Below are 22,576 nucleotides of genomic sequence, written 5' to 3'. Positions count from 1 at the left end.
ACAATGATCCCGTGTTTTTTAATTCTGAAGCTTTTCTTAAATGTAAAAAAATTATGAAGCAAAATCCTCGTTTTTTTGTTATACTAAGTTGACCTCATATCACGAAATGGTTGACAGCAAGCGGGTTAGGTACAGTATTTAGGGGGAGTTACCGAAAATGTCAGAAAAACTTAGACGATGGTCGAGCGGAAACGATTGGACGATGTACGGCATTCTGGCATCGATCTTTTTGGTTTGGCGGATCGGCGTGGTCGGCAATTGGAGTTTGGAATGCTGGGTCTTGCTTTTAATATGCCTGATGGGCGTTCGGAAAGATCAGATTGACGTCGATTGGAAACGTTTTTTTGTGGTAGGCATCCCACTTCTTGGCGTATTCTATTACTTCTATGGCTCCGGCAGCGGAGTATGGTGGAAAATCGCCAATTGGATGTTCGAAAACAATCGTCACCCATGGAAATGGGATGATATGATGAATAGCATTCCCTTCAACGATGCGGCATGGGCCCGGGCGATCAACCACCCGGTCTTCGACCAGATCATGGTTTGGATCTACAACTACGGCTTCGTGCTTTCGCTCTGGATTTGCATTGTCCGCAGCTATTGGACCAAGAGCGTAAAAAAAATGATGTCCTACGCCTTGTCGGGACATTTGATGCAGTTTCCGCTGATCCTGCCGTTCTACAATTTGATTTTGCTTCGCGAGGTCTGGTGGGTAAAGGGACAGCCTGACTTGCTCGGGCGCAAATTTGCCACGGAAAACGAAATGCTCGTCAATGTGATGAACTGCTTTCCGAGCATGCATACGTCGATTTCGTTCGCCATGCTGCTGCTGGCGCTTCGGGAGAAAGACCGCATCTTCAAATATATGATGGTTACGTATTGCTCCGCGATCATTTTCTCCACGATGTATCTGCAGATTCATTGGGTGCTCGATGTTATTGCGGGAATGCTGTTTGCCTACGGTGTCGTCAAGCTTGCCGATTTGATCATCCATTTGGCTTCCAAGCTCGTACCGAGCCGTTTCAAAGGCTTCTACAACAAAAAAGATCAAGCCTACGCCACAGAGAAAACGGTAGCCGCCTAAGAGGGCGGCTTTTCTCTTGAGTTGACAGCACGAGTATTTTTCTGCATGATAAAGGTAATTGGACAGATTAGCCCCGGGGGGAATCAGGATGGACGCGAGTCAGAGTGAATATTTTGTGGTAAAAGCGAAGGAAAACGGAGTACAGGTCATCGGTTTGACGAGAGGGCAGGATACCCGTTTTCATCATACGGAAAAGTTGGATAAAGGCGAAGTCATGATCGCTCAATTTACCGAACATACATCAGCTATCAAAATCCGTGGGAAAGCGGTTGTGGTCACCAAATTCGGCCTGATCGATACGGAGGAATAATTTTTCGGGTAGCGGCAGGCATAGCCTGCTTTTTTTCGTTGTACAATGTAACAGACAGGGCATCAGCCAAGCATTCGGACCCCGTCAAAAGGAGGAAGCGGTTCGGGATGAAATGGGCTCCCCGTTTGTTCATTGTTACAGCTTTATCGATTGCGGTAGCGTCGGCTTTGTCCTATTTGTCACAGCTGGATGAGAGCCTTAGCGTGTTTCGAAGCGTTAAAGCGCATCCCGTGTCCGAAAACAATATTGTCGACGTCGTCTCAAAAATGCAGCTTCACCTAAGGATTCGCCGGGTGGAGGTTAATCATGCCGTCGTATCGATCGATCTGCTGGCCGTAAAAACGAGCGGCAAAGCCGATATGCTCAGCGATATGTACGAAGTGCCGACGATGATGTTCGCTTCGTCTACGAACATCAATCAAGTGTTGGTCCGCGTGCTGGATGCCTCCGGAGACCGGGAGGGCAATCCCCAACCCATGGTTGCCGTGGACGCCAGGCGGGAGAGATGGCTTCCGAACGAAGCGGGGCTTCGTCCTAAAAACCCGGAAGAGCTGCAGCTTTATCTGGATACCCGCTTTCGAATGACATATACCTCGAAATGGCAGGAGCGTTTTACTCCGAAAAGCTGATCGGGTACATGCGAAAATAATTCGGTTATGCTATAATAGTTTAGATTGCGAGTGAAGAGATTTTTCTTATCGGTTCGGAGGCTTACATATGAACACTTATCGGATTCCGGAGATGGCCAAGAAATACACGGAGCATGACATGATTCAAAAGCATACGGATCTGCCGCTCTTTCCCGAATTCCGCACCCGGCTTCTGTATGCTTTTTTAAATAAACACAGCACATTAGCCGGCTACAGCGAGCTTTATACGCTAGTGACATCCCTTGTACAGCTCGGTCTGGATACGCATGATATGGTCAGCGTAACCAACGACGCCAAGGAGCAGAAGTCCGCCCGCTCCCGGCAGCTCAAGGTGCTTGCGGGGGACTACTTCAGCAGCCGCTTTTATTACCTGCTGTCTCATTCCGGACAGATCGATCTGATCGGAATCCTATCCGCAGCGATATGCGAAGCCAACCGCCTCAAAATGAACCTGTACCTCAAGATGAAGCAGTTGAAGCTTACGGCGGATGAATACATTCGGCAGTCGGTAGAAGTCAAGACGCAATTGTTTCTATCCTTCGCCAATCTGCTCGAAGAGCGTTTTTACGTCGTCTGGCCCGAGGTGCTTCGCCTGTTTACCCGCTGCGAGGTACTGCATCAGGAAATCGTCCGGTCCGAGTCGTCTCAGCCGTATCGGGATAGCTGGGGCTTTTGGCATGTTCTGCAGCAGGCGACGCGGGAAGAAAAGAAGCTGCTGCAAAGCGAAGAGCCGGACGCGGCAAAATGGCGCTCGCTATGGCTGAAGTACAAGGTAACCTCGCAGCTGCACCAGATGCTCGACGCCTGCTTGAAGGAGCTGCAGGACAAGCTGCAGTCGCTGGAACCGGAGAAATTAGGCAAAGAGCTCCTGTCCATCGGCGAACCGTTCCGCCGGTACTTATCGGCCCCGCGGGCGACTCAAGAAGTTTGAGGTGACATTTATGGAAATGAAATCGACCAAGGAACAGTTCGTTCATTCCGTCTTTGAAAGCATTGCGCCGAAGTACGATTTGATGAACGACATTTTGAGCTTCCGCCGGCATAAAGCCTGGAGAAGCTTTACGATGAAGAAAATGAACGTGAAGCCGGGGTCGACGGCTATCGATCTGTGCTGCGGCACGGGCGATTGGACGATCAGTCTCGCTCAAGCGAGCGGCACCGGCAAGATCGTAGGCCTCGACTTTAGCCAGAACATGCTGGATGTAGGCGGCGAAAAAATCAAGCGGCTCGGAATGGACAAACAGATCGAGCTTGTGCAAGGCAACGCCATGGCCCTCCCGTTCGAGGATCATTCGTTCGATTATGCGACGATCGGCTTTGCGCTCCGCAATGTGCCCGATTTGGTCAAAGTCATCGAGGAAATGCAGCGGGTCGTGAAGCCCGGGGGCATGGTCGTCTCGCTTGAACTGTCCAAGCCGACCTGGCAGCCGTTCAAATCGATTTATTATTTTTATTTTCAAAAGGTTCTGCCGCTGCTCGGCAAACTGATCGTTAAACGGTACGAGCAGTATAAATGGCTGCCGGAATCGCTTAAGAATTTTCCGGACCATAAGGAGCTTGCCGACATTTTCCGAAAGACCGGTTTGACCCGCGTCGAGGCTTATCCACTGACCGGCGGGATCGCGGCGCTTCACATCGGCATTAAGCCGCAAGCGGCAAATGGATCTAAGGGAGATGTCTGACAACATGGTATGGAGAAAGACCAAAATCTTTTTGGAAATGATCAAAATCGAGCATACGCTCTTCGCGCTTCCGTTTGCTTTCATGGGAGCGCTTCTCGGTTCGGTCGTGACCTTTAACCATCTGCCGTCATGGGGGCAGATCGGCTGGATCCTGCTGGCGATGATCGGGGCGCGGAGCGCAGCCATGGGGCTGAATCGGGTAATCGACAAAGTGTTCGATGCCAAAAATCCGCGCACGGCGATGCGGGCGATACCGGCCGGCTTGATTTCTTCGAAAGAAGCCATCATTTTTATTATTATTTCGTTCGTATGTTTGTTCTGGGCGGCCTATCATTTAAGCCCGCTGGCGGTAAAGCTGCTGCCGGTCGCCGTATTTTTTCTGGTGTTCTATTCTTACACGAAACGTTTCACGTGGGCATGCCACTTGATTCTGGGGATGACGGTCGCGCTCGCGCCGCTGGGTGGCTGGATTGCCGTGACCGGTGAGTTTTCACTGGCGGCGCTCGTATTTTATGTCGCCATCGTCTTTTGGCTGGCCGGCTTCGATACCATCTATGCGACGCAGGACGTCGAATTTGACAGGGAAGAAGGGCTGCATTCGATTCCGGCCCGGTTCGGGATTCCCAAAGCGCTGCTTATCGCTCGCTGGTTTCATATCGTCACTGCGGCAGGTTTGATCAGCCTGTTTTTTTTAACGGATTTGAGCTGGGTCTACCTGATCGGGGTGCTTGTCTCCTACGCTCTGCTGATGTATGAGCATCTGATTGTAAAGCCGACGGACCTCACCAAATTGAATACGGCATTTTTTACGATGAACAGCACGCTCAGCATCTCGTTGTTCGTGTTCACCTTGATTGACTTGGTGGTGTTTACCGGGTGAAAAAACCGTGGGTAGTGGGCATTACCGGTGCGAGCGGCGCGGCGTACGGCGTGCGGCTTTGCCGCTTTTTGCTGTCGGCAGGGGAAGACGTTCATCTGATTGTAACGGATGCGGGCTGGCGCGTGCTTAAGGAAGAGCTCGGCTGGGACGCCACGAGGCGGCAGGAAAGCGTTCGTCTGCACTTTGCGGCGGACAACCAGCCGGGGAAGCTCGAATACGTGCCTGTGCAGGATATCGGGGCCAAGACGGCCAGCGGCTCCTTCCGGACGCAGGGCATGGTGGTCGTGCCGTGCTCGATGGGAACCCTATCCGGCATCGCAAACGGCGCCTCGGACAACCTGCTTGAGCGAACCGCGGACGTGATGCTGAAAGAAGGGCGCAAGCTGATTGTCGTGCCGCGGGAAACACCGCTGCATGCGATTCATCTCGAAAACATGCTGAAGCTGGCCAGGCTTGGGGTTCGTATTCTGCCGGCGATGCCGGCATTTTATCAAGGTCCGCAGACCTTAGACGATATGATCGATTTTGTGGTCGGCAAAATATTGGACTGCATGGAGATCGAACATCAATTGTATAAAAGATGGGGTATGCCAAATGACTAACAACCAGGCGTCCGTGCGCATCGGCCGTATCGACTTCACCAATGTATGGCCGCTCTTTTATTACTTTCCATTCTCTTCCTTCGGCAGCGATCTGGAGGTTACTCAACAGGTGCCGTCCGGATTGAATCGTGCCATGGCCGAAGGACGAATCGATATCGGAGCTATTTCGTCATTTGCGTACGGAGAACATTTTGACGAGTATTTAGTATTTCCCGATATGTCGGTCAGCGCTTTCGGACAGGTTAATTCCATTCTTCTGTTTCACCGGAAGCCGCTGGAGGAGCTGGGGGACGCCAAGATTGCGCTGCCGACGACTTCCGCCACCTCCATCAATCTGCTGAAAATTATTTTAACCAAGTTTTACGGGCTTCAGCCGAAGTACGAGTACGCGGCTCCGGAGCTTGAACCGATGATGAAGAGCGCAGATGCCGCGCTGTTGATTGGCGATCATGCGATTCGGGCAAGCTGGGAAAATAACGGATATCTCGTTACCGATCTCGCGACGGAATGGACACGCTTAACCGGCCAGTGGATGACGTTTGCCGTCTGCACCATTCGGAAGCAAACCGTGGAGCAGTACCCGGAGCTTATCAGCCGCATCTATGAGGCCTTTCTCGAGAGCAAGAACAAGTCGCTTGCCGATCCGGCGGCGTTGGTTCGTGACGCGCAAAAGCTGATTGGCGGGACCGAGGCCTATTGGCAGCGTTATTTCTCCGAACTGTGCTACGAATTCGGTCCGAAGCAGTGGGCCGGGCTTTCGTTATATTATCAGTATGCCGCAGAGCTCGGTTTTCTTGAGCGGAACGTTCCTCTGCAAATATGGAAAGACAATTCTGTAGTACGGGTGACGGAATGAAACTGTTGGATTTATATACTAAATTAAAAAAAGATATCAATTTGATTGAGAAAGAGCTGGAGCGAAGCATCGATGTCGATCATCCGGTGCTTCGCGAAGCTTCCCTGCACTTGCTGAAAGCAGGCGGTAAGCGGATTCGTCCGGTATTCGTGCTGCTTGGCGCCAAGTTCGGCCAGTACGATCTGCAGCGGATCAAATTCGTAGCCGTGCCTTTGGAGCTGATTCACATGGCTTCACTGGTGCACGACGACGTCATCGACGATGCGAACACGCGGCGCGGTCAATTGACGGTTCGCTCCAAATGGGACAATCGGGTAGCGATGTACGCTGGAGATTATATTTTTGCCAAAGCGCTCAGCATTGTCACCCAACTGCCGGACCCGTCCATCCATCGGATCATGTCCAATGCTCTGGTCGAGATGTCGATCGGAGAAATGGAACAAATCCGCTTCTTTTTCCATACGGGCCAGACCGTGCGCGACTACATGCTGCGCATTAAGCGCAAGACCGCGCTGCTCCTTGCGATCAGCTGCCAATTGGGAGCGATTGCGGCAGGCGCTCCTGAGCGGACGGCCAAGCGGCTGTACGATTTCGGGTATTATACCGGCATGGCGTTCCAAATTCGGGACGATCTTCTCGACTTGTGCGGAACGGAGAAGGAGATCGGCAAGCCGCCTGGCAGCGACATCAAGCAGGGGAATATAACGATCCCCGTCATCTTTGCGCTTCAGAATCCGCAGCATCGTCCGGCTCTCTTGGAGGAAATCTCGCGTATCGAGGCCTGTGACGGGCAAACCGACATCACTCCGTTTTTGAATATGATCCGGCGCAGCGAGGGAATCTCCCGCGCCGAAGCGATGGCGTCGGCATACATAGATAAGGCGATTCGTTCCCTGGAGGGCTTGCCCGATATTCAGGCGAAAAAAGATTTGATCAGTATTGCTCATTTTGTGGGGAACCGTTCTTATTAGGAGATTGGTTTTACACCTCCACTGTATTTGCAACGGCGGCTTTGGTTGTAAAGATATTGCTGCTCCACCGCTCTTGAAATTCAAGTTGTATTCAATATACCTTGCGGTAACAACTTGATTTCAAAGGCGGCCGTAAACTTTCCGCAGCAATACCTTTACCCTGTCGCCTGTTGAAAAAGCATCAAAGCAAAACCAAACTCCCAATAAACTTTATTATAGGGTAGGAGGAGTAAAACATGGAAAAAACGTTTTTGATGGTCAAGCCTGACGGGGTGCAGAGAGGGCTCATCGGGGAGATCGTGCGCCGCTTTGAACAAAAAGGGCTGCAATTGGTTGCGGCCAAGCTGGTGCAGGTCAGCCGCGAGCAAGCGGAAAGGCATTATGCGGAGCATGTGGGCAAGCCGTTTTTCGATAACTTGATCAAGTTCATCACCTCGGGGCCCGTCTTCGCGATGGTTTGGCAGGGGGATCAGGTGATTGCGCTGTCCCGGACCATGATCGGAAAGACGAATTCTTTGGAAGCGCTGCCCGGTACGATTCGCGGCGACTATGCGGTCCATACGAATTTGAACTTGATTCACGGTTCCGATTCTCCGGAAAGCGCCGAACGGGAAATTGCAAACTTTTTCCGTCCCGAAGAAGTGCTCGATTACAGCAAAGCGATACAAACTTGGATCTGATAAGGCGGGGATGGCGGCATGGAGGATAAAGATTTCCTGTTATTCATCAAGAAAGTCAAGGACTACACGTCCATCGACTTGTCCCAGTATAAGGAAGCGCAGATGAAACGCCGTCTGACTACGCTGCGGATGAAAAAAGGGTATTCGACGTTCGCTTCGTTTTTTGAGGCGATGACGAAGGACAAAGAGCTGTTTTACGAGTTTTTGGATCGGATGACGATCAACGTCTCCGAGTTTTGGCGCAATCCGAACCGCTGGGAAGTGCTGGAGCAAAAGTTTTTGCCGGACATGCTCCGCAAATCGCGCAAGGTCAAATGCTGGAGCGCCGCATGCTCCACAGGGGAAGAGCCTTATACGCTGGCGATGATTTTGGCGGAATTGAACGCGCAGGACAGCGTGGTGCTGGCGACCGACATCGATGAAGGCGCTTTGGAAAAAGCAAAGAAGGCGGTTTATTCGGACCGTTCGGTGCGGGACGTGCCGGCCAAATATTTGCAGAAATATTACCGTCAGGAAAATTTGACTTACCACATTGCGGATTCGCTTAAAAAGTCGATCCGTTTTCAAAAGCAAAACCTGCTGGTCGATACGTTCGATACGGGATTTGATTTAATCGTGTGCCGCAATGTGATGATCTATTTTACGGAAGAAGCCAAGCACTTATTGTATCATAAATTTGCCAATGCCTTGAAGCCGGGGGGCATCTTGTTCGTTGGCAGCACCGAGCAGATTTTCAGTCCCGCCCAGTATGGACTGGAATCCGCCGAAACGTTTTTTTACCGTAAAACGGAAGTGTAATGAATAAACGTTTCCATACGATCCCATACTATGAATAAAATGTAGACAGATCCTTGATGCCCGAAAAGCTGCAGGAGGAATCGCATGGACAAACGTAAAGTCATCAACGCTTACCGTCGGGGCTTCATCTCGGTGCAGGAATGCGCCCAAATTCTCGGGATCGATTCGCTGCAAATTATGGGGTTAGTTCATGATCCGCAGATTCAGGATCGTCCTCAAGGGTTAAAAAAACAACCGGCCGGAGGCTGACGTACCTTCGTCCGAAACGGAAAGAAGCGCAGTCATCGGCTACATGCCTTTGGCCGGCGCTTCTTTTTGTTCTGCATATTCTTGTCAAAGCCGCGGGCCTATACTATAATTAGCACATGACTCAGCACATAAAAGCGCTAAAGCGTTTTGAAAGAAATAAAGCTTACGCTTTTCATGGGATAGGATGAAAGGAGACAAATCAGGTGAGATATTTAACCGCAGGGGAAACGCACGGACCACAATTGACAGCTATTATTGAGGGATTTCCAAGCAATGTAACGATCGATTTTGAAGCGGTGAACGAACAGCTCGCCAGACGGCAGAAAGGCTACGGGCGGGGACGCCGCATGCAGATTGAGAAGGATACCGTCAACATTGTCGGCGGCGTTCGTCATGGCAAAACGACCGGCGCTCCGATCGCGCTTGTAGTGGAGAACAACGATTGGAAGCATTGGACTTCCATCATGAACATCGAGCCGATCGAAGGCAATGACGAGTCGAAGCGCCGGGTGAACCGCCCGCGTCCGGGTCATGCCGATCTGAACGGCGGTTTGAAATACAACCAGCGCGATTTGCGCAACATTCTTGAGCGCTCCAGCGCGCGGGAAACGACGATGCGCGTAGCTGTCGGCGGGATGGCCCGCGAGCTGCTGAAGGAGTTCGGCATCAAGGTGGCCGGCCAGGTCATTCGCATCGGGGAAGTGGAAGTACAGCGGCAGGAGCTGCCTATCGACGAATTGATCCGCATCACGGAGGAATCGCCGGTCCGGGTGACGGATAAAGACGCGGAAGCGAGAATGATTGCGGCCATCGATGCGGCCAAGGAAGACGGGGATACGCTTGGCGGGGTCGTGGAGTGCATCATCGAAGGCGTGCCTACGGGTCTCGGCAGCCATGTGCAATGGGACCGCAAGCTTGACGGACGCATTGCGCAGGCGGTGCTGTCGATTCAAGCGTTCAAGGGCGTGGAATTCGGCATCGGGTTCGAAGCGGCCAAGCGCAGAGGCTCGTCCGTCCACGACGAAATCATGCACGACGAGGAGCGCGGCTTTTATCGTGCGACCAACCGCGCAGGCGGATTCGAGGGCGGAATGACCACAGGCGAGCCGATCGTCGTACGCGGTGTCATGAAGCCGATCTCGACCCTCTATAAAGCGCTGCAAAGCGTAGATATCGACACGAAGGAAGCGTTCACGGCGCAGGTGGAGCGCTCCGATACTTGCGCGGTGCCGGCGGCCGGCGTCATCATGGAGAACGTCATTGCTTGGGAAGTGGCGAAAGCGTTTATGGAAAAATTCGGCGGCGACTCGCTTGAGGAAATCCGCAGAAATTACGACAGCTACTTGGAGCAAATCAAATCTTACTAAGCGGGAGAGCCGGATTTATGGTCAGAGAGCTAACGGTAGACCTTGGTACGAGGTCCTATCCGATTTATATCGGGGAGGGCCTGCTCGCGGATATCGCCGCGTACTTCGAGAAGCACGGGATTAGCAAAGCCTCGCCGCTGCTTATCGTAACCGACGATCATGTGGCGAAGCATCACCTGAGCCTGGCTCTGGACCGGCTGGCGGAGGGCGGCTTTACGGCGGTGTCCTACACCGTTGCGGCAGGCGAAAAGTCCAAGTCGCTCGCGGTGCTGGAAGACGTCATCGGTGCCTGCTTGCAGGCGGGACTGGACCGCAAATCGACGGTCGTTGCGCTCGGCGGAGGCGTTGTCGGCGATTTGGCCGGGTTTGTGGCGGCCAGTTATATGCGCGGCGTCCGGTTTGTGCAAATCCCGACGACAATCCTGGCTCACGACAGCAGCGTGGGCGGCAAGGTTGCCGTCAACCATCCGCTGGCGAAGAACATCATCGGCGCGTTCCATCAGCCGGAGCTGGTGTTATACGATACGTCTACGCTGCTGACTTTGCCGGATCGGGATGTGCGCGCGGGATTGTCGGAAATGATCAAGCACGGGCTGATCTGGGATGCGGAATTTACCGCATGGTGCGAAGCGAATGCGGAGAAGCTCATCGGGCTGGACCCGGAAGCGCTCCAGTACGGTTTGTACAAAGGCTGCGCCGTCAAGGCGGCGGTCGTGTCGCGGGACGAGCGGGAGAACGATCTTCGCGCGATCCTGAACCTTGGACATACGATCGGTCATGCGCTAGAGGCGGTGGCCGGCTACAATGAGCTGCTGCATGGCGAAGCGATCTCCATCGGCATGGTCGGTGCGGCGATGCTGTCGGTGCGTATGGGCAATCCGGAAGAAATTCTTACGGTGACCGAACGCATTTTCAAGAAATTTGGCCTTCCTACGCGGATTCCGGCGCACTTCGATACCGAGGCCATCATGCGTGCGATGATGCATGACAAGAAATTCAGCGAAGGCCGCATGGTGTACATCGTTCCAACGGCCATCGGCAAAGTCGAAATTAACAAGAACGTATCCGCGGAATGGGTCAGAGAGATCGTGGATCGGTTAAAACGGGAGGACTGACGGATGTTCGTAAGAGGAATCCGCGGAGCAACGACCGTGGAGCGCAACGAAGAGAATGACATTTTATCGGCAACAACCGCGCTGCTCAATCAAATTATCATCGAAAACGGGATCATTCCGGAGGAAATTGCCAGCGTATTCGTTACAGTGACGCCGGATTTGACGGCGACGTTTCCTGCGCGGGCAATCCGCCAGATGCCGGGCTGGGACTTGGTCCCGTTGATGTGCTCGCTCGAAATTCCGGTGGAGGGCGGATTGCCCCGCTGTATTCGTTTAATGGTGATGGTCAATACGGACAAACAGCAAAATGAAATCATTCATGTTTATCAAAGAGAAGCGATGCGGCTTCGTCCCGATTTGTCCAAATTGACAAAAGCATAATTGAGGTAGTATAGTTAATTACAACGAGTTAAGCAGATAAGAGTGAGTTAGTAGTAACAGAGCAGAGTAGAGAGTGAGCCTAGTTCAGTTTGAGATGAGAAGAGAGAAGATTTACACGTTCCGGGAAAGAACGTCAGGATGCGTGCGGCGCACTATCGGCAGGTTTATTTTAACCTACCCTAGGGCTGTTTAACGTACTTTGGAGATGCTTTCCGTTTGAACGAATCCTTCATCCGCTGAATACCGCCTCTACGATGCGTAGAGGCTTTTTTACGTTTGCAGAGCTAAGTTATTTTTTGAGTTGAGAAGAGGAGAGATGACGATGCACACACCGGAAGCAAAGGAAGTCGTTCGGCTTGCCCGCGAGTATAACCTGATCCCCGTCGTCCGCCATCTGATGGCCGATACGGAGACGCCGATCCGCGTATTTCAACATTTTTACGAAGAGAAGCGTGCTTTCTTGCTGGAAAGCGTCGAGGGCGGGATCAAATGGGCCCGATATTCTTTTATCGGAACAGACCCGTTTATGTTTATTCAGGCAAAAAACGGTGTGACTCGCATCGAAGGTCCGGAAGGAACGACGATCTCGAAGGAAAAACCGGTGGATGTGCTTAAAGCGCATTTAAGTGCGTATACGAGCCCTTCGCTGCCGGATTTGCCGCGCTTTACGGGCGGTGCCGTCGGATTTTTCGGTTATGATCTGCTGCAGTATTATGAGAAGCTGCCGGCCCACCGGCAGGACGATCTGCAGATGAACGATTTGGACTTTATGTTTTGCGATCAAGTGATCGTGTTCGACCACTTTAAGCAGCAACTGAAAGTTATCGCCAACGTGCATGTGCCTCCCCACGGTACGGAAGCGGACATCGTCGCCGCCTACGAAAAAACATGCGCCAAAATCGATACGACGATCGAACGTCTGAAGCGCCCGCTTCCGGCGCTGACGATGAACCATCAATCCATCCCCGACGACGTCGAATTGGGGGAAGTCCGCTCGAACGTGACGAAAGAGCAGTTTTTGGCAAACGTCGATCAAGCGAAGGAGTATATCCGGGCGGGCGATATTTTTCAAGTGGTCCTGTCCCAGCGCTTCGAGATCGAAACGGACATTTCGCCGCTGCATGTGTACCGTATACTCAGAACGATGAATCCGTCGCCTTACATGTACTGCCTCAAAATGGATGAGGAGGTCATCGTCGGCACATCCCCCGAGCTGCTCGTCCGGGTGGAAGACGAGAAGGTGGAGACCCGGCCGATCGCCGGTACCCGTCCCCGCGGGCGGACGACTGAAGAAGACCTCGCGCTCGAACAAGAGCTGCTGGCAGACGAGAAAGAGCGTGCCGAGCACTTGATGCTTGTCGATCTGGGCCGCAACGACCTCGGGCGCGTCTCTGAATTCGGCACGGTGAAATGCGACACGTTCATGCAAATCGAGCGGTACTCCCATGTCATGCATATCGTGTCCAACGTTTCCGGCAAGCTGGCGAAGGACAAAGATTTCTTCGACGCGTTTATTTCGTGCCTGCCCGCCGGTACGGTTTCGGGCGCTCCGAAGCTCAGAGCGATGGAAATTATCGCCGAGCTGGAAAACGAAGCGCGCGGTCCTTACGCCGGAGCCATCGGTTATTTCGGCTTCTCGGGCAACCTCGATACGTGCATTACGATCCGCACCATCGTATTCAAGAATGGCAAAGCTTATGTCCAAGCAGGCGCCGGGATCGTCTGGGATTCCGTTCCGGAGAACGAGTACCAGGAGACGATCAACAAAGCGAAGGGCATGCTGAAATCGATCCGCATGGCGGAAGCCGTTTTTGCATCGAAACCGCCGGAGTATGCATTGATCAATCACGATTATTATCAGTAATACATCGGGATAAGGGGAGGCACGGAAGATGGAACAAACGACGTTGACGGTTCAACAGGCGATCGGGAAAATCATCGGGCTGCAGCACTTGACACGGTCCGAGGCGCGCGAAGTGATGTCCGACATTATGGATGGCGGAGCAACGCCTTCGCAGATCGGAGCTTTGCTTGCGGGACTCCGCATGAAAGGGGAAACGATCGAGGAAATTGCCGGCTTTGCCGAGACGATGCGGTTGAAAGCAAGCCGGGTCAGCACCAGGCAGACGAATCTGCTCGACACGTGCGGCACCGGCGGCGATGGCGCAGATACGTTCAACATATCGACGACGGCGGCCATCGTAGCGGCAGCGGGCGGTATCCGCGTGGCAAAGCATGGGAACCGGGCGATGTCCAGCAAAAGCGGCAGCGCCGACGTGCTCGAAGCGCTTGGCGTCAATATTCAATTGAATCAGCAGCAGGCAGCGCGCTGCCTGGAGCAGGTCGGAATCTGCTTCATGTTTGCGCAGCTGTATCATCAGTCGATGCGGCACGTTGCCGCCCCGCGCAAGGAGCTCGGCGTCCGCACCGTGTTTAACCTGCTGGGCCCGCTCACGAACCCAGCCGGAGCCGATCGCCAGGTGCTCGGCATTTTCGACCGCGGCAAAACGGAAACGATCGCCCATGTGATGCAGGCGCTCGGCGTAAAACGCGCGCTCGTGGTCGCCAGTCTCGACGGGCTGGACGAAATCAGCATCTCCGCCGGCACACAGGTAACCGAGCTGAAGGACGGGAACATTCGTACTTTTGAAATCACGCCGGATGAGCTGGGGCTTCGCACTTACAGCCTCAAGGATGTTATCGGAGGAGACGCCCATGTGAACGCGGGCATCATTCGCCGGATTTTCGCCGGGGAGACCGGCGCCTGCCGCGATATCGTGCTGGCCAATGCCGGAGCGTGCTTCTACGTCACCGGAATGGCCGGAACGCTGCAGGAAGGCGTGAAGCTTGCCGCATCGGTTATCGATTCGGGCCGGGCCCAAGCGAAGCTGGAGCAATTAGTCCAATGTACGGGAGAAGAGAGCTATGTTTCTTGATCGCATTGTTGCCACCAAACGGCAGGAAGTCGCGTCGCTTAAAGAGCAAATTACCATCGACGAAATGGAAAAAACGATCGCCGGACTGGCGCCGTGCCTCGGATTCGAGCGCGCGCTGAGCGCAGGACGGAAGCGGCCGATGGGACTGATTGCGGAGGTGAAGAAGGCCTCGCCTTCCAAGGGCTTGATCCGGGAAGATTTCGAGCCCGTCCGGTTGGCGAAGGCTTACGAGGAGGCCGGAGCGGATTGCCTTTCGGTGCTCACCGACGCGCCGTATTTTCAGGGCTCCAATGATTATTTGAGCCGGGTGAGGCAGGCCGTTGGCGTGCCGCTTCTGCGCAAAGATTTTACGATCGATCCGCATCAAATCTATGAGGCGCGCTGTATCGGAGCCGACGCGATTCTGCTGATCGCGGCTATCCTGACGACCGAGCAGATGCGTCAATTCCAATCGATCGCCCAAAGCATCGGTCTGGATGTGCTGATTGAAGTGCACGATCAGGAGGAGCTGGCCCGCGTGCTGGAGCTGAACCCGACGATGATCGGCATCAACAACCGTAATCTGCAAACGTTTGTGACCGATCTTCGCACGACGGAACAGCTTGTAGGCTCCATCCCGAAAGGGACGACCGTCGTCAGCGAAAGCGGCATCTCGAAGCCGGAGGAGATCGAATGGCTCCGATCGGTTGGAGCTCATGCAGTGCTCGTAGGCGAGCATTTCATGCGTCAGCCGGACGTTTCCGTAGCTGTGCATACCTTGATGGGCTCTTATTCCGAAACGGGCGCCGGCAAGGAGTGAGCAGCGGATGACAGCGCGGGTGAGCGTAAAAATATGCGGTCTGCGGACGGCTGAAATGGCGGAGCAGGTTGCCGCACTTCCGGTAGATTATGTCGGTTTCGTTTTCGCGCCCAGCAAGAGGCAGGTAACGCCTCAGCAGGCCGGCGAAATGATCCGCAGCATGAAGTCGGCTGCCGGGGCGAAGACGCCCGCTGCCGTCGGCGTCTTCGTTAATCCGACGATGGAAGAGCTGGAGGCGGTACTGCAAGAGGCGGCGCTGGATGTCGTGCAGCTTCACGGAAAAGAGAGCGCCGAGTTTTGTCGCGCAGTGAAGCATGCTTTTCCAGGGACGCGCGTTTTTAAAGTATTTACCGTTACAGCCGGTGAAACGATGGTTGGGGAGGAGTCCCATAGCACAGTCAGGTTGGAGCCGTACCGCCATGCCGTAGACGGCATGCTGCTGGATACATACGATCCGGTTTACGGCGGGGGCTCTGGCAAAACGTTCGCGTGGGACACGATACCGCCTTATCTCGCCTGGTGCCGGGAGGCCGGCATTCCGCTGCTTGTGGCCGGAGGGCTTCAGCCGGATAATGTGCGGGACCTGCTCGACGTGTATACGCCCGATGGCGTTGATGTGTCGAGCGGCGTTGAAACGGAAGGCGTCAAAGATATCGTGAAAATAAAAAAATTCGTCGAGAGGGTGCAGACCATTGTATAACGGACCGGATATTCACGGCCGATTCGGCAAGTTCGGCGGGCGTTACGTGCCGGAAACGCTGATGAACGCTTTGATCGAGCTGGAGGAATCGTTTAAGAAATACGCCAAAGACGCTCGTTTTCAGGAGGAGCTGAACTACTGGCTGCACCGTTATTCGGGACGTCCGACTTCTTTATATTACGCAGGACGGTTGACCGAGCATTTGGGCGGCCCCAAAATTTACTTGAAACGCGAGGATTTGAACCATACGGGAGCTCATAAAATTAACAACGCGCTCGGCCAAGGGCTTCTCGCGAAGTGGATGGGCAAAACGAAAATTATCGCCGAAACCGGTGCCGGCCAGCATGGCGTTGCTACAGCCACGGTTGCCGCGCTGCTCGGCTTTGAGTGTAAGGTGTTCATGGGCGAGGAGGACATGAAGCGGCAGCAGCTCAACGTGTTCCGGATGAACCTGCTTGGCACGGAAGTGGTTCCGGTGCTTTCCGGTACCCGGACGCTGAAGGATGCCTGCAACGAGACGCTGCGTTACTGGGTGAGCCACGTGGACGATACGTTCTACATCCTCGGTTCGGCTACAGGCCCGCATCCGTACCCGATGATGGTACGGGACTTCCAGCGCATTATCGGCGACGAATCCCGCAAACAAATTCTCGAGCTGGAAGGGCGGCTGCCGGATGCGGTGATCGCGGCCGTTGGCGGGGGAAGCAATGCGATCGGAATGTTCTATCCGTTCGTACAGGACGAGAACGTGCGTTTGATCGGCGTTGAGGCCGCCGGACGGGGCGTCGATACGGATAAGCATGCCGCGACGATGACGAAAGGCAGCCAAGGGGTGTTCCAAGGCTCGTACAGCTATTTGCTGCAGGACGAATTCGGTCAAGTCCAGGAAGCGCACTCGATATCCGCCGGACTCGATTATCCGGGCGTCGGGCCGGAGCATGCCCATTTGAAAGATACCGGCCGGGCGGAGTACGTTCCGATTACGGATAAAGAAGCGTTGGACGCGCTGCAGCTGCTGAGCCGCAAGGAAGGCATCATCCCGGCGCTGGAAAGCGCGCACGCGATCGCCGAGACGATCAAGCGGGCGCCGGCCATGAGCAAAGACGAAATCATTGTTGTCAGTCTCTCCGGACGCGGCGACAAAGATGTGGAAGCGATCATGAATTATTTGGGAGGATCTGCCGATGAATCGCATTGACCGGAAATTCGCCGAGCTGCGTGAACAAAAACAGCCGGCTTTCATCCCGTTTTTGACGATCGGGGACCCGGACGTGCGGACCTCGGTCGACATCATTAAAGAGCTTGAGAAAGCCGGAGCGGCGATGATCGAGCTTGGCGTTCCGTATTCGGACCCGCTGGCGGACGGCCCGGTCATCCAACGCTCGTCCATGCGCGCGCTCAAAGCGAACCGCATCTCGATTCTCGATTGCATCGGAGCGGCCCGCGAGGCGCGCAGCGAAGGCTGCGAAATCCCGTTTATTTTGTTTACTTATTATAATCCTGTGCTGCAAACGGGGCTTGACCGTATTTTTAAGCTTCTGCAAGAAAATGGAATTGACGGACTTATTATTCCCGATCTGCCGATGGAGGAGGATGAAGAGGTAAGGGCGCTGGCGCAGCAGCACGGCCTTCATCTCATTCCGCTTGTCGCCCCGACATCCAAAGAACGCGTCCAGCGAATCGCTTCGCGCGCCAGCGGCTTCGTTTACTGCGTATCGTCGCTCGGCGTTACGGGGACCCGGACCGAGTTCCACACGGGGATCGACGAATTTTTGACTACCGTCAAATCGTCGACCGATCTGCCGATCGCAATCGGGTTCGGCATCTCTACGCCAGAGCAGTTTGCGCGATTCGCGGGAACGTGCGACGGGATTGTGGTGGGCAGCGCTTTGGTGCGCACGGTGGAAGAAACGCTGCCGCTTCTCACGGATGAATCAACAAAATCGCAAGGGCTCTCGAAAATTCATGAATTTGTGCGACAACTGATTGGATAAAGGGAACAGCCTCGCTAAATTGACGAATTTAGCGAGGCTGTTTAGAATTTTTCGTTGTTCATTCACGAGCAGAGGCCGTGGTGGGGCGTCTGCCCTAGTTTTTTTGGATTTCCCTTCCGGCAATCGCATCCAATTTTCCGGAAACACTTCCGGAACCCGTATACGCCACATCGACATCATAAGTGGCAGGCTTCAAATAAGAGAAACTTACAAGATATGCGCCTTCGAAATCTCCCACCGTTTTATAGTTCGTACAGTTTCCGGTTGAACGGCTGCACAACCGTACCTTTAACGTTGATGCTTTGACATTAGGTTTAAGATTATACAACACTACTTCAGCCATATTGTAAGTGGAAGTGGTTTTAACGTTTCCGTCCCATTTTCCATCTCCTGTTTTGAACACATGACCATATCCTGCTTCCACTTGTGGAACCAAAGCCAATCCGAAAAATATCGCTACGACAACAACGGCAATTCCAAAGCGTTTAAACAAGTAAATCACTCCTTAAAGCAAACTATGAGTTTCCAGCTAGATTATAAGTTGAATCGCAAGACAAAACAAGGAATTCCGGCCTATTGTGTAAATAAATGGGTTATTAAATAGCAGTAAATATAAAGCTTAACATTTTCTTAGACTTGTGCGAAAATTAATGGGGAAATGATTCCGGTATTGGAGCTACTAATTCATGTGACGAGGTGACCTTTGTCGTGCAGCCTAAACAAAATATCGTTCATCTCCCGGTCTACCAGCCGGGAAAACCGATTGACGAAGTCAAGCGCGAGCTTGGTCTGACGGAAGTGATCAAGCTTGCTTCCAATGAAAATCCTTTCGGATGCTCTCCCAAAGCGAAAGAAGCGATTACCGCGATGCTCGACCAAGTCAGCATCTATCCCGACGGCGGCGCCGTCGAGCTGACGAATGCCGTTGCCGGTAAGCTGGGGGTACAGCCGAATCAAATTATTTTCGGATTAGGGTCGGACGAAGTCATCTTGATGATCGCCCGCGCGTTCTTGACCCCGGAAGATGAGACCATTACCGCCTATCCGACGTTTCCGCAGTATAAGCACAACGCCGAGATCGAAGGGGCCAAGGTGATCGAGGTCCCCGTGGATGCGAACGGAAAGCACGATCTGCAAGCGATGCTGGGCAAAATAAATTCCCGGACAAAGATTGTCTGGATCTGCAACCCGAACAACCCGACAGGGACGATGCTGAGCGAAGCGGAAATTACCGAGTTCCTGGAGGCTGTGCCGAAGAACGTTATGATCGTGCTGGACGAAGCTTACGCGGAGTACAACGTGAGCGGGCAATATCCCGACAGCGTCAAGCTGCTGGAGAAGCATAATAATGTCGTCGTGCTGCGCACGTTTTCCAAAATATACGGCTTGGCGTCTTTGCGCATCGGTTACGGCGTAGGCCATCCCGATGTCGTTCGCTCGATCAATCAAGTGCGCGAGCCGTTCAATACGACGAGTTTTGCCCAAAAAGCGGCGCTGGCGGCGGTGAACGACGATGCGTTCATCGAATCCTGCCGTGAGGCTAATGCGCAAGGAATCCGGAAGCTGACAGCGAAATTCGCCGAGATGGGACTGCCGTACTTCGATGCTCACGGCAACTTCATTATGGTTGACGTGAAGCGGGATGGAAACGCGGTATTCCAAGGGCTGCTGCGCAGAGGAATTATCGTCCGCCACGATCCGAGCTGGGGCTACCCGACCATGATCCGGGTCACGGTAGGCAGCGAGGAGCAGAACAACAAATTCCTTGGAGCGCTGGGGCAAGTTCTGAGCGAAGTGGCCGTTTTATGACAAAGGTTTCCATATTCGGAGTCGGATTGATCGGCGGCTCGCTGGCTCTGTGTTTCAAGGGGAAGCCGGGACTGACGGTCGTCGGCCATTCCAATAACCCGAAGTCCGTAGAGAAATATTTGAAGCGCGAAGTCGTGGATTATGCGACCACTTCGATTGAGGAAGCAGCAGCGGAGGCGGACTTTATTTTTTTGTGCGTCCCGGTAGGCAACCTCGAGGAATATTTGCATAAGCTGTCCGCTCTCCCGCTCAAGCCGGGCTGCGTCATTACCGACGTAGGAAGTACGAAAGCGAGCGTAACCGCCTGCGCCTCTCGCCTTAAGCTGCCGGGAGTCCATTTTATTGGAGGCCATCCGATGGCGGGGAAGGAAAAGTCGGGCGTGGAGGCGGCGAGCTCCAGATTGTTCGAGAACGCCTTTTACGTGCTCACGCCGGATGCGGGAACGCCGAAGGAAGCTTATGACCGGCTTGCGGAGCTTCTCCAGCATACCCGGGCCCATCTGGTAAAGGTCGACCCGGTGCTGCATGACGAGATTGTCGGCGCAATCAGCCACCTGCCGCATATTATTGCCGTGGCGCTCGTTAACCAGATTGCCCGATACAATGAATCGAACGAGCTGTACCAGAATTTGGCGGCTGGCGGCTTCCGCGACATCACGCGCATCGCATCCAGCGATCCGGTCATCTGGCGGGATATTCTGATCAACAACCGCGAAGTGGTCCTGAAGCTGCTTCGGGACTGGAATGACGAAATTGCCGGGTTCATCGGACGTCTGGAAGCGGAGGACGGTCTTGGCATCGAACGTGAGTTTCAGAAGGCCAACCAGTTCCGCAACGGACTGCCGGAGCGGCGCAAGGGCGTCATTCATTCGTTCTACGATATTTATGTGGACGTGCCCGACCATCCGGGCATCATCGCACAGATCACAACGCTGCTGGGCAGCCATCGGATCAACCTCAGCAACATTCAGATCATCGAAAGCCGGGAAGATGTGCCCGGGGTTTTGCGCTTATCGTTCCGGGAAGAAGCACAAATGGACAAAGCGCTCGAATTGCTTAAAAAAGACTACGCGGTCCACGTGTAGTCTTTTTTTTCTAAAAAAATCCGTAAACGTTTTCAAAAAAACCATTGACATTTTGTAAACGTATACATATAATAAAAGTACAGTATGGTTTCTCTCCACTCCTATCCGAATAATGGCACACTGTGCAACCGCCTGAATTTCAGGCGGTCTTTTTTTTGCCGGTGCGCATATACAGAAAATGGGTTCAAAAAGAGTAAAAGTGCACACCTGTTTTTGGAAAAAGTTATGAATCTTGTCGGAAAAGCAGGATTTTTGGCTTGTTACCTCGAATCTTATATGATCGTCCCCAATTCTAAAAAAAATTTTAAAATAGACCGCAACTTTTTTACTCCCCCAACAGTACAACAAAGTAGCATCGCTGGGAGTAAGCAGGAATCACAAGGAGGGTCGCACTCGCATGACCGATTCCCAGTTGATCAGAGAAATCAAGGACGGCAATGTCCAACTTTACGATGAATTAATGCGCCGCTACGAACGTAAAATATTGGCATTCATCTTTCATATGCTGAAAAGCGCACAAATGGAATCGCTGGCGGAGGACTTGTGCAACGAGACCTTCTACAAGGCCTACCGCAGCCTGCATTCGTTCCGCGAGGTAGAGGCGACCTTCTCCACTTGGCTCTACACCATTGCGCGCAATACGGTTCTTAGCGAGCTGCGTAAACATAAGAACACCCAGGTTTCATTGGAGCAAAGCGGATACACGCCTCAAACCGCAGTGGAAACATTGCCGGAGCAAACGGTGCTTCGCAACGAAAAGGTGACTATGGTTCGCGATGCGATCAACAATTTGCCTGAGAAGCAGCGTTCCGCGCTTATATTGCGAGAGTATGACCAGCTTGACTATCAAGAGATAGCGAATATCCTCGGACAAACGGTGAGTTCGGTCAAGTCTTTGTTGTTCAGAGCAAGGGCCAGTGTGAAGCTTCAACTGGAACCATACTTTCTTGAACCGATCTTTGAGGAGTATGAGGAGATGAATCGACGATGAAATGCGATGACGTTTACGATTTTTTCGGCGTATACTGGGACTTGCCGGAAGACGATCCGAACCGGCTGGCGGTGGATGAGCATATCAAAAATTGCCCGGCCTGCGCTGAAGAATTTCAAATATGGCAGGAGAGCACGGAGCTAATCCGAACGGCTGGGGTGGAAACGACGTTCGATAGCGGCGAGGTCTCCGTATCTTCCAGCGTAATGAAGCGAATCTACGCGGATGAGTCGTGGCGTGTGCCCGTCGGCGACCGTCTGTATCAATTCTCTTATAAGCTGAGGCGGAACCTGACTGCGGTTATCGCTTGCTTTGTAGCTTTGTTTGTGTTTACCCTTTACTTTTCGTTTATGAACGAGGGTCGGTACGAAGCCGGTTCTCCGCACGAATCTGCGGTTTTCGGGCGGATGAACGATCCCGTCGTTGCCGTTGCCGGGCAATCGGATTCGATGAACGTACATGCGATGCCAACAGCCGTAGCCAGCCTGCGCGGGTTCAGCGATCCGTTCATGTATCAGGTTGGACCTATTCATACGGTCAACGATTATATGCTTTTCGTTTCGTTATTCGGATTGACCGGCACGCTGCTGATCATGAACTGGTTTTTGCGCACCCGCCAGTAACGAGAAGGCCCCGT

At 53.3% G+C, this 22,576-nt stretch carries 26 protein-coding genes; 25 read left to right on the top strand and 1 reads right to left on the bottom strand.

Going from position 1 to position 22,576, the window contains the following annotated elements; genetic code table 11:
* Positions 1-157 precede the first annotated feature (157 nt).
* The 21 genes from PEH01S_RS11945 (at position 158) to trpA (ending at position 18,054) form a co-directional block, all read left to right on the top strand.
* Positions 158-1,084, top strand: coding sequence for a phosphatase PAP2 family protein (locus PEH01S_RS11945; RefSeq protein WP_084159443.1), 927 nt, complete (start codon positions 158-160; stop codon positions 1,082-1,084).
* Positions 1,085-1,172: 88 nt separating this feature from the next.
* Entirely contained in the window at positions 1,173-1,394 is a 222-nt protein-coding gene (gene mtrB, locus PEH01S_RS11940; RefSeq protein WP_025846371.1) for a trp RNA-binding attenuation protein MtrB, read from the top strand.
* Between the two features lie 107 nt (positions 1,395-1,501).
* On the top strand, positions 1,502-2,023 hold the full coding sequence (locus PEH01S_RS11935; protein WP_127485627.1) for a hypothetical protein: 522 nt from the start codon (positions 1,502-1,504) through the stop codon (positions 2,021-2,023).
* Positions 2,024-2,111: 88 nt separating this feature from the next.
* Positions 2,112-2,975: a heptaprenyl diphosphate synthase component 1 gene (locus tag PEH01S_RS11930; RefSeq protein WP_025846368.1), complete on the top strand. Its 864-nt coding sequence runs from the start codon at positions 2,112-2,114 to the stop codon at positions 2,973-2,975.
* A 10-nt stretch (positions 2,976-2,985) separates the two neighbouring features.
* Positions 2,986-3,726: a demethylmenaquinone methyltransferase gene (locus tag PEH01S_RS11925; RefSeq protein WP_025846366.1), complete on the top strand. Its 741-nt coding sequence runs from the start codon at positions 2,986-2,988 to the stop codon at positions 3,724-3,726.
* A gap of 4 nt (positions 3,727-3,730) precedes the next feature.
* Positions 3,731-4,606, top strand: a complete 876-nt coding sequence (locus PEH01S_RS11920) for a UbiA-like polyprenyltransferase (RefSeq protein WP_025846364.1) — start codon at positions 3,731-3,733, stop codon at positions 4,604-4,606.
* Positions 4,603-5,208 carry a UbiX family flavin prenyltransferase gene (locus PEH01S_RS11915; RefSeq protein ID WP_025846363.1) on the top strand — a complete coding sequence of 202 codons (606 nt, stop codon included), beginning with the start codon at positions 4,603-4,605 and terminating at the stop codon, positions 5,206-5,208. Before PEH01S_RS11920 ends, PEH01S_RS11915 begins: the two co-directional genes overlap by 4 nt.
* Complete coding sequence (locus PEH01S_RS11910) at positions 5,201-6,064, top strand: menaquinone biosynthetic enzyme MqnA/MqnD family protein (protein WP_127485625.1); 864 nt, start codon at positions 5,201-5,203, stop codon at positions 6,062-6,064. Before PEH01S_RS11915 ends, PEH01S_RS11910 begins: the two co-directional genes overlap by 8 nt.
* Entirely contained in the window at positions 6,061-7,035 is a 975-nt protein-coding gene (locus tag PEH01S_RS11905) for a polyprenyl synthetase family protein (protein WP_127485623.1), read from the top strand. Before PEH01S_RS11910 ends, PEH01S_RS11905 begins: the two co-directional genes overlap by 4 nt.
* Before the next feature lie 236 nt (positions 7,036-7,271).
* On the top strand, positions 7,272-7,715 hold the full coding sequence (gene ndk, locus PEH01S_RS11900) for a nucleoside-diphosphate kinase (protein WP_025846357.1): 444 nt from the start codon (positions 7,272-7,274) through the stop codon (positions 7,713-7,715).
* Positions 7,716-7,733: 18 nt separating this feature from the next.
* Positions 7,734-8,513 (top strand): CheR family methyltransferase, encoded by a 780-nt coding sequence (locus PEH01S_RS11895; protein ID WP_025846356.1) that lies wholly within the window; start codon positions 7,734-7,736, stop codon positions 8,511-8,513.
* 84 nt (positions 8,514-8,597) lie between these two features.
* The gene (locus PEH01S_RS34560) at positions 8,598-8,762 is read left to right on the top strand and encodes a hypothetical protein (protein WP_164827793.1); all 165 of its coding nucleotides are present in this window, start codon (positions 8,598-8,600) and stop codon (positions 8,760-8,762) included.
* 203 nt (positions 8,763-8,965) lie between these two features.
* Positions 8,966-10,129 (top strand): chorismate synthase, encoded by a 1,164-nt coding sequence (aroC, locus tag PEH01S_RS11890; RefSeq protein WP_025846354.1) that lies wholly within the window; start codon positions 8,966-8,968, stop codon positions 10,127-10,129.
* Positions 10,130-10,146: 17 nt separating this feature from the next.
* Positions 10,147-11,244 (top strand): 3-dehydroquinate synthase, encoded by a 1,098-nt coding sequence (gene aroB / locus PEH01S_RS11885; RefSeq protein WP_025846352.1) that lies wholly within the window; start codon positions 10,147-10,149, stop codon positions 11,242-11,244.
* Between the two features lie 3 nt (positions 11,245-11,247).
* Positions 11,248-11,625: a chorismate mutase gene (aroH, locus tag PEH01S_RS11880; RefSeq protein WP_127485621.1), complete on the top strand. Its 378-nt coding sequence runs from the start codon at positions 11,248-11,250 to the stop codon at positions 11,623-11,625.
* A gap of 322 nt (positions 11,626-11,947) precedes the next feature.
* Positions 11,948-13,489: an anthranilate synthase component I gene (trpE, locus tag PEH01S_RS11875; RefSeq protein WP_025846349.1), complete on the top strand. Its 1,542-nt coding sequence runs from the start codon at positions 11,948-11,950 to the stop codon at positions 13,487-13,489.
* A gap of 28 nt (positions 13,490-13,517) precedes the next feature.
* Positions 13,518-14,561, top strand: coding sequence for an anthranilate phosphoribosyltransferase (gene trpD, locus PEH01S_RS11870; protein WP_025846347.1), 1,044 nt, complete (start codon positions 13,518-13,520; stop codon positions 14,559-14,561).
* Positions 14,551-15,360 (top strand): indole-3-glycerol phosphate synthase TrpC, encoded by an 810-nt coding sequence (gene trpC / locus PEH01S_RS11865; RefSeq protein WP_127485619.1) that lies wholly within the window; start codon positions 14,551-14,553, stop codon positions 15,358-15,360. Before trpD ends, trpC begins: the two co-directional genes overlap by 11 nt.
* A 7-nt stretch (positions 15,361-15,367) precedes the next feature.
* On the top strand, positions 15,368-16,060 hold the full coding sequence (locus PEH01S_RS11860; protein ID WP_127485617.1) for a phosphoribosylanthranilate isomerase: 693 nt from the start codon (positions 15,368-15,370) through the stop codon (positions 16,058-16,060).
* Complete coding sequence (gene trpB / locus PEH01S_RS11855) at positions 16,053-17,258, top strand: tryptophan synthase subunit beta (protein WP_127485615.1); 1,206 nt, start codon at positions 16,053-16,055, stop codon at positions 17,256-17,258. Before PEH01S_RS11860 ends, trpB begins: the two co-directional genes overlap by 8 nt.
* On the top strand, positions 17,245-18,054 hold the full coding sequence (gene trpA, locus PEH01S_RS11850) for a tryptophan synthase subunit alpha (protein ID WP_127485613.1): 810 nt from the start codon (positions 17,245-17,247) through the stop codon (positions 18,052-18,054). Before trpB ends, trpA begins: the two co-directional genes overlap by 14 nt.
* A 94-nt stretch (positions 18,055-18,148) precedes the next feature.
* On the opposite strand, the gene PEH01S_RS11845 is transcribed toward trpA, so the two are convergent.
* On the bottom strand, positions 18,149-18,547 hold the full coding sequence (locus PEH01S_RS11845) for a hypothetical protein (protein WP_025846339.1): 399 nt from the start codon (positions 18,545-18,547) through the stop codon (positions 18,149-18,151).
* Positions 18,548-18,762: 215 nt separating this feature from the next.
* Between PEH01S_RS11845 and hisC the strand changes: the two genes are divergently transcribed.
* From hisC to PEH01S_RS11825, 4 genes are all read left to right on the top strand, one after another.
* Positions 18,763-19,863: a histidinol-phosphate transaminase gene (gene hisC / locus PEH01S_RS11840; RefSeq protein WP_127485611.1), complete on the top strand. Its 1,101-nt coding sequence runs from the start codon at positions 18,763-18,765 to the stop codon at positions 19,861-19,863.
* The gene (locus tag PEH01S_RS11835; protein ID WP_127485609.1) at positions 19,860-20,948 is read left to right on the top strand and encodes a prephenate dehydrogenase; all 1,089 of its coding nucleotides are present in this window, start codon (positions 19,860-19,862) and stop codon (positions 20,946-20,948) included. Before hisC ends, PEH01S_RS11835 begins: the two co-directional genes overlap by 4 nt.
* A 397-nt stretch (positions 20,949-21,345) precedes the next feature.
* Entirely contained in the window at positions 21,346-21,939 is a 594-nt protein-coding gene (locus tag PEH01S_RS11830; protein WP_025846334.1) for an RNA polymerase sigma factor, read from the top strand.
* Positions 21,936-22,562, top strand: coding sequence for an anti-sigma factor family protein (locus PEH01S_RS11825; RefSeq protein ID WP_025846333.1), 627 nt, complete (start codon positions 21,936-21,938; stop codon positions 22,560-22,562). The genes PEH01S_RS11830 and PEH01S_RS11825 overlap by 4 nt, the downstream gene beginning before the upstream one ends.
* Positions 22,563-22,576: the final 14 nt, after the last annotated feature.

It is taken from the genome of Paenibacillus ehimensis NBRC 15659 (assembly GCF_004000785.1).
Taxonomy (GTDB): domain Bacteria; phylum Bacillota; class Bacilli; order Paenibacillales; family NBRC-103111; genus Paenibacillus_G; species Paenibacillus_G ehimensis.
The sequence above is the reverse complement of the archived record's forward strand: the minus strand, read 5'-3'. Positions and strand labels throughout refer to the sequence as shown.

What these genes read in the sequence shown, in the direction of transcription:
- PEH01S_RS11945 (WP_084159443.1), top strand. Translation starts at nt 158, where the DNA reads ATGTCAGAAAAACTTAGACGATGGTCGAGCGGAAACGATTGGACGATG.
- mtrB (WP_025846371.1), top strand. Translation starts at nt 1,173, where the DNA reads ATGGACGCGAGTCAGAGTGAATATTTTGTGGTAAAAGCGAAGGAAAAC.
- PEH01S_RS11935 (WP_127485627.1), top strand. Translation starts at nt 1,502, where the DNA reads ATGAAATGGGCTCCCCGTTTGTTCATTGTTACAGCTTTATCGATTGCG.
- PEH01S_RS11930 (WP_025846368.1), top strand. Translation starts at nt 2,112, where the DNA reads ATGAACACTTATCGGATTCCGGAGATGGCCAAGAAATACACGGAGCAT.
- PEH01S_RS11925 (WP_025846366.1), top strand. Translation starts at nt 2,986, where the DNA reads ATGGAAATGAAATCGACCAAGGAACAGTTCGTTCATTCCGTCTTTGAA.
- PEH01S_RS11920 (WP_025846364.1), top strand. Translation starts at nt 3,731, where the DNA reads ATGGTATGGAGAAAGACCAAAATCTTTTTGGAAATGATCAAAATCGAG.
- PEH01S_RS11910 (WP_127485625.1), top strand. Translation starts at nt 5,201, where the DNA reads ATGACTAACAACCAGGCGTCCGTGCGCATCGGCCGTATCGACTTCACC.
- PEH01S_RS11905 (WP_127485623.1), top strand. Translation starts at nt 6,061, where the DNA reads ATGAAACTGTTGGATTTATATACTAAATTAAAAAAAGATATCAATTTG.
- ndk (WP_025846357.1), top strand. Translation starts at nt 7,272, where the DNA reads ATGGAAAAAACGTTTTTGATGGTCAAGCCTGACGGGGTGCAGAGAGGG.
- PEH01S_RS11895 (WP_025846356.1), top strand. Translation starts at nt 7,734, where the DNA reads ATGGAGGATAAAGATTTCCTGTTATTCATCAAGAAAGTCAAGGACTAC.
- PEH01S_RS34560 (WP_164827793.1), top strand. Translation starts at nt 8,598, where the DNA reads ATGGACAAACGTAAAGTCATCAACGCTTACCGTCGGGGCTTCATCTCG.
- aroB (WP_025846352.1), top strand. Translation starts at nt 10,147, where the DNA reads ATGGTCAGAGAGCTAACGGTAGACCTTGGTACGAGGTCCTATCCGATT.
- aroH (WP_127485621.1), top strand. Translation starts at nt 11,248, where the DNA reads ATGTTCGTAAGAGGAATCCGCGGAGCAACGACCGTGGAGCGCAACGAA.
- trpE (WP_025846349.1), top strand. Translation starts at nt 11,948, where the DNA reads ATGCACACACCGGAAGCAAAGGAAGTCGTTCGGCTTGCCCGCGAGTAT.
- trpD (WP_025846347.1), top strand. Translation starts at nt 13,518, where the DNA reads ATGGAACAAACGACGTTGACGGTTCAACAGGCGATCGGGAAAATCATC.
- trpC (WP_127485619.1), top strand. Translation starts at nt 14,551, where the DNA reads ATGTTTCTTGATCGCATTGTTGCCACCAAACGGCAGGAAGTCGCGTCG.
- PEH01S_RS11860 (WP_127485617.1), top strand. Translation starts at nt 15,368, where the DNA reads ATGACAGCGCGGGTGAGCGTAAAAATATGCGGTCTGCGGACGGCTGAA.
- trpA (WP_127485613.1), top strand. Translation starts at nt 17,245, where the DNA reads ATGAATCGCATTGACCGGAAATTCGCCGAGCTGCGTGAACAAAAACAG.
- PEH01S_RS11835 (WP_127485609.1), top strand. Translation starts at nt 19,860, where the DNA reads ATGACAAAGGTTTCCATATTCGGAGTCGGATTGATCGGCGGCTCGCTG.
- PEH01S_RS11830 (WP_025846334.1), top strand. Translation starts at nt 21,346, where the DNA reads ATGACCGATTCCCAGTTGATCAGAGAAATCAAGGACGGCAATGTCCAA.
- PEH01S_RS11825 (WP_025846333.1), top strand. Translation starts at nt 21,936, where the DNA reads ATGAAATGCGATGACGTTTACGATTTTTTCGGCGTATACTGGGACTTG.